The organism is Roseofilum halophilum BLCC-M91, from assembly GCF_030068445.1.
In the GTDB taxonomy this organism is placed as follows: domain Bacteria; phylum Cyanobacteriota; class Cyanobacteriia; order Cyanobacteriales; family Desertifilaceae; genus Roseofilum; species Roseofilum halophilum.
On the sequence record NZ_JAQPOK010000101.1, the window covers coordinates 1 to 10637 of the forward strand.

5 protein-coding genes and 1 tRNA gene are annotated in these 10637 nt (G+C 44.8%); 2 read left to right on the forward strand and 4 right to left on the reverse strand.

Annotation, left to right across the window (positions count from 1 at the left end; genetic code table 11):
• Positions 1–145: 145 nt before the first annotated feature.
• Entirely contained in the window at positions 146–967 is an 822-nt protein-coding gene (locus PJF56_RS14165; RefSeq protein WP_283763335.1) for an NAD(P)-dependent oxidoreductase, read from the forward strand.
• 35 nt (positions 968–1002) lie between these two features.
• On the opposite strand, the gene PJF56_RS14170 is transcribed toward PJF56_RS14165, so the two are convergent.
• The 3 genes from PJF56_RS14170 to PJF56_RS14180 form a co-directional block, all read right to left on the reverse strand.
• Positions 1003–1076, reverse strand: a tRNA-Arg gene (locus tag PJF56_RS14170).
• 40 nt (positions 1077–1116) lie between these two features.
• Positions 1117–2691, reverse strand: a complete 1575-nt coding sequence (lysS, locus tag PJF56_RS14175) for a lysine--tRNA ligase (protein ID WP_283763336.1) — start codon at positions 2689–2691, stop codon at positions 1117–1119.
• A gap of 467 nt (positions 2692–3158) precedes the next feature.
• Entirely contained in the window at positions 3159–6449 is a 3291-nt protein-coding gene (locus PJF56_RS14180; protein ID WP_283763337.1) for an NACHT domain-containing protein, read from the reverse strand.
• 115 nt (positions 6450–6564) lie between these two features.
• Between PJF56_RS14180 and cas1 the strand changes: the two genes are divergently transcribed.
• A complete protein-coding gene (gene cas1, locus PJF56_RS14185; RefSeq protein ID WP_283763338.1) occupies positions 6565–8283 on the forward strand; it encodes a CRISPR-associated endonuclease Cas1 in 1719 nt (572 codons plus the stop codon).
• Positions 8284–8903: 620 nt separating this feature from the next.
• Here cas1 and PJF56_RS14190 read toward each other — a convergent pair.
• Complete coding sequence (locus tag PJF56_RS14190; RefSeq protein WP_488199627.1) at positions 8904–10526, reverse strand: RAMP superfamily CRISPR-associated protein; 1623 nt, start codon at positions 10524–10526, stop codon at positions 8904–8906.
• Between the last annotated feature and the right edge of the window lie 111 nt (positions 10527–10637).

Consider the following 10637-nt stretch of genomic DNA (forward strand, 5'->3'; position numbering starts at 1 on the left):
GGGCAGAGCCGCTAAGATTTTTTTGACAGACGGGGGAACTTTCACTAACATAGTTATTAGTTATTATTTTTTTCTGCTCTCTATCTTACCAGATTTGAGAGCTTTTTTCTCCATCTATTCTTAACATTCAACACTTCTGGCTGAAATGATCATCACCAATAAAGTCGCCATTAATCGCCCCATTCTGGAAACGACCAACACTCTCAAACTGATTTGTGTTGCTGCTACCGGGTACAATATTATCGATATCCAATGTGCAGCCGAACGGGGAATTGCTGTGACCAATGCAGTGGGTTACTCCACCAATAGTGTGGTTGCCCATACTTTTTCTATGCTCTTTTATCTATCCCACCATTGCCGTTATTTTGATGATTATACCCGCAGCCGCCAATGGTGTCAAAGTCCTACTTTTAACCATCTGGGAGAATCCTTTTTTGAGCTGGCGGGGAAACAGTGGGGTATTATCGGTATGGGAACCATTGGCCGCAAAGTGGCTGATATTGCCCAAGCTTTTGGATGTGATGTTGCCTATTTTTCTACCAGTGGAAAAAATCGGGCACAACCCTTTGAATGCGTCAGTTTAGAGAAACTTTTGCAACAATCCCAGATTCTTTCTATTCATGCGCCATTAAATGAAAAAACGGCTAACCTCATTGATGAACCGCAACTTAAACAAATGTCTTCTCAAGCCATTTTGCTCAATGTCAGTCGGGGAGGAATTGTTAATGAAGCGGCTTTAGCCTCAGCCTTGGATAAGGGTGAAATTGCTGCGGCAGGTTTAGATGTATTGGAAAACGAGCCTCCAGAAGAAAGTAATCCCCTTTTTCAGATCCAAAATCCAGATAGACTGTTTATCACCCCTCATATCGCCTGGATTTCCAGAGAGTCAAGAGCGCGGTTAGTCACGGAAGTGGAACAAAATATCGCCGCGTTTCTTAAGGGTGAGAGTCGAAATCGGGTGATTTAGAGGCAATCTATGAATTGCATCGACTAGCAACTAAGCGGGACTGACGGGTCTCGAACCCATGGCCTAGCGCTTAGGAGGCGCTCGCTCTATCCAACTGAGCTACAGTCCCATTCGCCCCCATTATACATGATTTTAATTCAGTCAGGGCACTAGCCCAAGGCAACAACAGCGTTTAAGCGCTCCACCACAAACTTGCGGTCTAAATAGGATAATAAACCGCCCGCTTTTGGCCCCCGTTCTTTGCCCAAGAACGATTGGTAAATGGCGGGAAATGCCAGATTGGGCTTAATTGATAACTCCTTGGTGGTGGAGAAAATTAAAGTTTGTAACGCTTCGGCTTCCCAATTTTCGTTTTTCTCCAGATTGGATACCAACTGCTTGAGATAGGTTTTTTGCTCCTCCGATAACTGACTCGCACCTTGGGGAATGTCGTCCCAATAAATGACTAATTTTTCTTCTTCATCGGCATAATCTTCCAGCCATTTCTGACCGACGGCAATCCGTTTTTTGATTTCTTGCCAATCCCTATCGGTCAGGGGAGGCATTCGTTTTTGAATTTCCTGTTCAATGTCTAAACCTGGAATTTGTAGCAGGGAAATTAAGGTACTTATATCAAAGGGTTGATAAGGTTGAACTTCACTCCCTAATTGGGCATACAAGAGCGCCATTAAGTCCTTGGATAAGTCCCCTTCTTCCTCGGAATTTTGCCATTCTTGATATTTGCTATTCAAGGTATCATAATCCCGGAAGAGGCGAGTGGTGGTTTCGTAGTTGGGGGCGAAATTAATGACGGTTTTGGGGGGTGTTCTTAACATCAAAAACCGTAGGAGTTCAGCCGGTAATAAATCGGCCATATCTCTGGCACTGGAACCGACTCCTTTTGAGGAACTCATTTTTGTGCCATTGACTAAAATGAATTCGTAGGGAGAATGGAAGGGGGGTTGTTTTTTTAACACTTTGCGGCAAATGGCATTGGCTACATCACGAGAACCGCCTTTTTGGGAGTGGTCTTTTCCAGCGAGTTCAATGGTGACTCCCAACAGATCCCATTTGGCTACCCATTCTACTTTCCAGGGTAATTTGCCGTTGCCATCAAAGGGAGAAATCCAACCGGAATGACCGCATCCTTCTACCCAGTCGGTGCTATCGGGTTTGCAGGTGTAAAAGACTTGTTCGCCGTTGTAATCGGTGACGACAGTGGTGGCGATTTTACCGCAGTTTTCACAGACGACTTGGAAGGGATACCAATCATCGGGTCGTTTGGCTTTGCTTACTTGTTCGTAGGCTTGGCGAATTAAGTGGGCGTTGTTTAAGAAGGTGTCAATATAGGGGTTGAGTTTTCCGGTGCGATAGAGGTCACGTAGATAATAAATTTGCGGTTTTACTCCTAAATATTCAAAGACTTGTAGAAATTCGCCCATGAAGTATTTGGCATAGTCGCTGGCGGTTTCTTCTGGGGAGGGAACGTTACAGAGGGGATAGCCGAGATAGGGGTTAAATTGCTCTGGGTTGAGATAGTGGGGAACGGTATCTAGGGCATCATAATCATCGACACCATAGAGGAATTTGACGGGTTTTTGGGCATGTTTTAAGGCACGATAGATGACATCATGAATAACGACTCCTCGTAGCGATCCGACGTGAACGCGACCGGATGGAGTTTTCGAGTCGTTGACAATTTGTTCGCCTTGTGCATCTTTTGCGATTTTATCTGCCCAAAACATAATGCGTTTTTATTTATCCACAATCTTTTTACTATAATATCAATTTGCTGTTGAGATAGAGTGATAACCTAAACTTATAACTTATTATTCTCTGATAAGCATCTGAGGGGGACAGGCGATCGCCCAAACCCTGATTCTACCGTAGACCCCCTCAGATAGCCTTCTGGGTAAGGGTTTGAAGGGTGTCGATCGAGTGATTTTGGAGGTGAGATGAGGAAAAAAATCGACTTTTTCTTGACCCCCTCAGATTTGGGGTGTTATGATCCGCTCGTAGCCTCGCTTTCAGAAGCCGAGGGTTTGACTCTTGAAAAAGAGAAGAAGTGCTGAAACGAGTAGCAACTGCCGCTCTGACAGTCGCTTTCAATTGTTTGACTCTTGAAAAAGAGAAGAAGTGCTGAAACTCAGCGAACAATAAGAAAGTAGACCGGCGATTTACCGGTCTACTTTTTGAATCAAAGCTCTAAAAACTACTGCATTCGGGCTTGCAAGATACGGCTTTTAACAGAGTCAGGAAATTGCTCACTGTCTAATATTTCATTGAGCAGAGGAGAATACTTACCTTGCTCGTTAATAATGGCTGCGACTAGCGCTAACTGATTGGCGACTGGCATAGAACCGGTGGCAGAAAAGCAATCCTCTCGAACGATCGCCCCTAGAAATTGAGGATTGTGTTGTGCTAACTTATGGAGCAGTCCAGACAAAACCAAGCGATCCATTTTCTTGCTAATATCAGAGGAGCGCAAAAAGAAGCGAGTGCCGTGACAAAGTTCAGGAATCCAACGACCTTCTGAAATTAACACCAAGCGAGTAAAGGCTAGAAATGCCTGTTTAGAAACCGTGTCAATAAGGTCAGGGCGCTGCTGTTGTTCAATCCTTTGAGTTAGAGCAAAAAAAGCTTGAGTGAAGGGTTCCGGTATGGTTACCGAGGGGAGTCGAGGTATAGATTGCCTTGTATTGCCGTAATACCAAAACACAGCTTCAGCCAACTTATAGAGCAGTTGCAACACTTCTGGGGATTGTTCCTGTTCTGTTGCTCTAAAAACTTCTAACTGTTCTGCTTCTGTTGCTTGTTGCTGATTGACGCGCTCAATCAATACCATCATGGCCGTTTGTCGCACTCCAACTACAGGGGATTGAGAGAGGACAGCGAGAATCGGAGCATGAGGAATGGCATATCCATGTTCTATTAAGTCAAGAAGAGCGCGAATTGCCCGTTGAGAAACTTCCTTGGAAACATCTAGACTTAAACTCAACAAAGCAGAAAGAGCCGGTTCTGAGTCTTGTAGTGCTTGGCGGTGATAAAGTTTTACCAAGACTCCTCTGGCTTGTTTATTGTTGAGTTGAAGTAAAAACGGCTCTAGAGAGTCAGGAACAAACTTGGGTTTATTGAGAATTTGATTAACGGTTTTAACAGGGAGTTGTGGTAGCCAAGCTTGCCACTGTGCCCCAATATAATCTTGAGTCTCTGGAATATAAAAGGCTAGAGTGTCTAAAGTCTTTAGAACATCTGAAGGGTTTTCAGCAATGGCTGGAGTTAACCATTGAGCGATCGCCAGAGCATCATCTGAATGAGTCGTTTGGGCACAAAAACGAATGAGTTGACAGGCTAAGGAAAAGCGACTGCGAGGAATTTCTTCAATGGGAATGGCTAATAACACAGCGATTACCGCAGAAGCTCCGGGTGACTTACAAACGGTTTCAATGGCGATCGCCCGATGGCGGCTTAATTCTTTGGAGGTGTTATCTTCTGATGCAGGAAGCAAGCTCTGATGAATGAGGGTTGTGAGCAGTTCTGTATCAGACATCGCTTGCATCCCCACCCCTGCCGCAGTCACTTCATGCCATCGGGCGGGTAAAGAAGCATAGAGTAAGTTTAACCAGGATGGGTATCCGAGAATATTGGATTGCCTAAAATCCTGATACATTTGACCCAATAAAGTTTGGGCAGGTGGTTTTTCCAGAAAAGATTCAGAGGGAGGTTGGGTAAGAGCAACCTGGAAGAGTTTCTCTTGAGTGTCTAAGGTGGCTCCTGGCAATTGGTGTAGCTGAAAAATCAAAGCCCGTCCTCGACTGCCAAATTGAAAATAGCGATCGCTTAACACCCTGAGAATACCAGGGTTAACTCTTGGGGTTTTCAATTCAGTTAAAGAGCGATAATATTGACCGATCCACTGACCGAGAACCTGATATTGTTGCTGCAAAGCATAGTGAGGATCTTGGGCTTCGCCATAATTGCGGTTTAAAAACGCTTGCAACACCTGAGCAAAATGAATACCATTGCTATCGGGGAGATGGACAAACAAATCAGCCGCCACATCAATGGCTTTATTAATCAAAGATTGGCTCACCACCGGTAACAATTGCACAACCATATCCCAGAGAACTGGAGTATGGGTGCGGGGAGCAGAATTAGCAGCAATTAAAAGCGTTTCTTGGAAGAGATAGGATTGATGCAGAGCGATCTGAAGCAAGGACACTAAAATGGAAACCGATTCGCGATCGCTGCGAGAAATAGCAGCAAAGGCTAAAGAGCGAAATGGAAGCAGTTGGGTTCGATCGATAAATTCGTTAACCTGGTAAAATTCGGCTAAGGGTAGCAGAGTCAGTAACTGTCGGAAGATCGCCCAAATATAATATTGACTTTGGCTGTGGGCTAAAGTATCTAAGGTTTGGAATAATTCCTGTTTTGCTTCTTCTCCCTCGGCTGTAGAGTTAAGCCACCGAGCGATCGCATATTCTAAGAAGGTTTGATGGAAAAAGCTGATCCGACCACTGCCCAAGTCTTTTAAGACTCCTTCACTTTTCAGGGCGCTATAGGCTTCAAATTCACGATCGCTAAGATCTAAACTGGTTTGATAGATTGTATCTCTGAGGCGATCGCCGGATTGATGATATAAGCTTTGGGCTAACTTTAAGCTCAGTTTTTCCTTGGCTAATCCCACAGTTGCTGATTGACTACTGTGGCGCACTCTAGCAATTTTCCAGTCCCAATAAATTCCATAGAGTTGACTTACAGTTAAGTCTTCAGGAACCGTTTCTGACTCAGCAAATAAATCGCAGAGCAACGCTAATAACAGGGGATTGCGGATAATATCTTCTAAGGAATGGCTGTCAGTAGAAAGCTGAAGAATTTCAGTCGCAAAAGATTCAGCCGATTCCATGAAATCATCGCAACGAACCAAACCTAACCATCCGGTTTGACGCTCGTGAATCAGATTAGCTAATTCATCGAATACTGTTCCTAGAATTGTGCTTTTCCCATATCCTGCGGGGCCTAAAATAGAAATAACTTGACCCCTATTGCCCTCCCAGCCTCGATTTACTTGACTTAAGCATTTGTCAATCAAAGTCTGTCGGGGAATGGTCGGTAAAATATAAGGATTAAGAGCAGCACGAGCGCGTAGGGTATTTTGTTGCAGTGCTTCTAAGGTTACGGCTTTTGAAGTAAAAGCTTGGCGAATTAAGGGGCTAACGGCTTCTTGGGGTTCTAACTCTTCAGTTTCCTCAAGCCACTGTGTAAGTGAATCGCTCTGAAAGTCTTCCACAACTTCTTGCCAGTCCAACTCAAGGGTATGGCAAATTTCCATGAAAATCCCGCGATCAACTGGCTTGCTATTAAAGAACTTACTGACCGTTGACCAAGAAGCAATGGCTAACTCATAAGCGATCGCCTTTTGGGTTAAGTGGCGACGCTTGAGCGCTTGTTTCGCTCGTTTGACTCCTGCTGTAGATGCGATTAGCGATCGACCCGTCACCATCTGAAATTCATTAGTAATTCAACCCTGACTAGAGTTTCCTTAAGTTAAACCTCAAGTCATATCTATGAGTATACATCTCAAACCCGTACTCATATGCCCTCCTGCCAAGCTGGTAATGGGGAGTTCTCCCTATTACCCATTACCCATTACCCAATGTGCAAATTCAACGTCCCCAACTGCAAACTGCTTGGCAAACCATTACCAACCCTGTTGGACACTTAAAGCGGATATTGCCGAATTTTTCGATAGTCTCAGTTGGCCCATCCTTTGTAGTCAACTGGAAAAACTACCCATTGCTCCTGACTTAAAGCTGTTGATTGAACAACACATCAAAACGGGTATTGTCATTGCTCACCAGCATATCCAACCCACTCAAGGAGTATTACAGGGCAGCGTTCTCTCTGGTGCATTAGCCAATCTCTATCTCCATTCCTTCGATCAACGATGCCTGCAAGCCGGGTTCAATCTGGTGCGCTATGGGGATGATTTTGTCATTGCCTGTAGCAGTTGGCAAGAGGCAACTGAAACCTTAACTCAAGTGGAGCAATGGTTAGCCCAACTCTATTTACGGCTACAACCGAACAAAACCCATATCTTTGCTCATGACCAAGAATTTATCTTTCTCGGATATCGGTTTGTCAACGGAGAAGTCTTTGCTCCCGAACCTCCAGAGGTTTCTACCCATGTCTGGGTCTCCCAGTCCGGACAACCTTACCCAGGAGATAAACCCCGACGAAAACCCGCCCGTCTAGGACGGCCAAAAGCCTCTGGACTTCCCAAGGTTATTCAGTTTCCTCAAGCTCCAGTCGATCATCTTTGGAAAGAAACCATGACCACATTATATGTAACTGACCAAGGGTCGTACTTGAAGGCCAAGAACTATCAGTTTCAAATCTTTAATCGCCAGCAACTACGGATTAAAGTTCCCGTCAACCGCGTCACTCATATTGTTTTATTTGGTTGCTGTAGTTTGTCCCATGGTGCTGTGAAACTGGCTCTCTCTCGCCGTATTCCGGTTCTTTATCTCTCCCAACGGGGACGGTATTTTGGTCGCCTGCAAACCGATGGTTTAGCCAACGTGGATTATTTGCAGCGCCAAGTCTTGTGTAGTCAAGACCCAGAGTTTGTACAGCGACAAGCCCAAGCCATTGTTAATGCGAAACTGCATAATTCTCGCGCTCTGTTATTAAAACTCAACCGTCGTCGTCGCTCTGAAGTTGCCAAAAACTCTATTGGGCAAATGATGACGTTAATGGAGCGTTTACCTCAAGCTGAGTCAATCGATGCCTTGCGGGGATACGAAGGACAGGGAGCGAGCGTGTATTTTCAAGGGCTAGGCTCATTATTTCTTGGCCCCTTTACGTTTGAGAAGCGCACTAAGCGACCTCCTACCGATCCGGTCAATAGTTTATTGAGTTTGGGCTATACTCTACTGTTTCATAATGTCGGATCATCTGTCCAAGGATTGGGATTACACACCCACTTTGGGAATTTGCATGTCCCTCGCAATTATCATCCTGCTTTGGTATCGGATTTGATGGAAGAGTTTCGCGCTCAAGTGGTTGATTCCTTGGTGTGTTATTTGATTAATTCTAAAATCTTCACTGAGTCAGACTTCACTCCCCCTGATGATCGTGGCGGCGTTTTCTTACATCCAACATCTTTGCGGAAGTTCCTTAAGCATTGGGAAGAGAAGTTGCTCTCTCAGGTAACCCATCCCCATACTGGATATCAAGTGACTTTGCGCCGTTGTTTGGAACTACAAGCACGGGAATATTTAGCGGCATTGATAGAGGATGTGGATGTTTATCGCCCGATGATTTGGAAACTTTAGCACCGGTTGAAGATTAGTTGAATGCGTAGGGGCTTGGCAAGCTTAAAATTGTAGGTTGGGTTGAACGAAGTGAAACCCAACAACGCTTAACTGACGTTGGGTTTCGTTCCTCAACCCAACCTACTGCCGTGACACAGCTAAAATAGTGCATTAGCGTAGGGTGGGTTAGGCGGCTAAAACCTAGACTCTGACAGCAATCTATCAATCCGCCGTAACCCACCATTTTAGGGTTGTCACGGCACTACATTACTATTATCCAGATTCATCTAGCGTTTCAGCACTTCTTCTCTTTTTCAAGAGTCAAACCCTTGGCTTCTGGAAGCCAAGCTACGAGGGAATTATAGCACCCCAGATCTGAGGGGGTCAAGAAAAAGTCGATTTTTTGTCTCATCTCACCTCCACAAACGCTAGATCGACACCCTTCAAACCCTTACCCAGAAGGCGATCCGAGGGGGTCTACGACAGAATGAGGGTTTCAGCCATTGGCTGTCCCCCTCAGATGCTTATCAGAGAATAATCAATAATAAGTTGAAGTTATCTGATAGAGGATTGCTCACTCTAGTATATAGAAGGAGGAGAGTAGCGATCATGGCCAATACTCAGATTCTAGATTAGGGCGATCAGTTTTGGCGTGGATAGATTTGAGTAAAACGCTTTTGCCTTAGCGTCTTTTGCATCGCACCATCAAACACCGTAATCAAGCAATAGTCTTTATATTCGCGAACTGAATATCCCGATGGTCGGTGTTGAGAATCTCCACACCAACCAGGACGATTGGGGCTTTTACTGCTACAAACGCGATCGCTATGAACAATTTTGTCTCGACCATCTTGTGCCGATCCCTTCCAGATACTAACAATTTGCCCTGGTCTGGCCGTTGTATTTTCCTGTAGATGATATATACGACCTAGGCAGGCGATCCTATCTCGCAAACGGCTCATTAAACTCTGAAGAGATGTCTGAACGTTGGCTTTGGCAAACAAATTTTTAGATTGCATTTTAAGTTCACTGCCCCTATAACCATTAAACCGACTTAACTTATGGGGGGGTCGTCTCCATCCTGGCCCTAGTCCTCCTAAATGACTGGCTAATTCCAAGAGTTGACCTACGAATTTGTTTACATCAACGTTAGCTAAATTCTGAGACCGCCAGCGAGCGTTAACCGGAATCACCCAAGTTTCATGAGCTATCTTTGAAGGAATATTGGCATAACCGTTGGGAGGATTATTATCTTCATATCGTTTAGCCAGAAAACTGGTTAAAATCAATTGACCTTGGCAACTGGGGCCACCAAAAATTTTCTCCGTCAGCTTCACAGCGTCATCTTGAGAATATAAAGACAATGCCAACCGGGTAAAATATCCTCTCAATAGCGATCGCAACACTTGTGGACTCCAACGATATTTTCCATTGCGATTATCTCTTCTAGGTTGATTTTGCCGATTCCTAGCCTGAGAATGAGACTGAATACAAGGCTTCATTCCCTTTAGCTCTAGCACCCATTGCCCAGTCTCTGGAACTTTTTCTGCCACTCGTCCAAACCCAGAAGCAGTTCCCCGACCAACCCCTTGCTCCTTCAGCATTTCTTTAACTCGATTCTCTAACCATCCCTTTTGTTTAGGAGTTGGCTTATTTTTAAGGCGTATATTAATGTTCAAAGAAATAGACTGAGAATCAGAGGACTGAGGAGTAGAATTTCCTGAAGAAGATGTGGAAGGTCTCGGTGGTTTGGTAGGTCTAGCAAACACAGCACTAGAACTTTTAGCAGCACCTCTAGAGGGTTGAGGCTGAGATGGAGGCTGAGGTAAAGGTTGTGTTGCCAATTCTGGAACTTCAACTTGCCATTGTACACTCAGTTGATTGCTCTTCTGGTCAAACAATTGCCACTTTTGTTGAGCATGAAGCGGAAACGGTTTAATCCTGTTCTGCACATTAACCGCTTCAAAGCGAATTTTACGAGGCTTCCATCCACTTCTATCCTGTTCAATCAAACCCTGCCAAAACTTTTCTTCCTCTTGATTAAACTCATACCAGTTCTGCTTAATCCAACTGAGCAGAGCGCCGCGAATACTTGAACCGGGAATACAGGGAACACCACCCAATTGAGCGGGGAGTATACCTCCTTCAGCAAAAAAGTTACCTCCCACTTGAATGGGAGAGATGGGTTTAAGGTTGCCAATACTTACGGTTGGGTTCTTGGAATTGCTTAAGGGGATACAGCGCTTCGCGCGGTAATGGGTAATGGGTAATGGGTAATGGGAAAACCATTTTTTACGCTAGAGTGCCCATTCTTCAGGCTTTTCATGGGACAACACTCTCAAGGAACATTTCGATTACTGTACCTCATAACATCG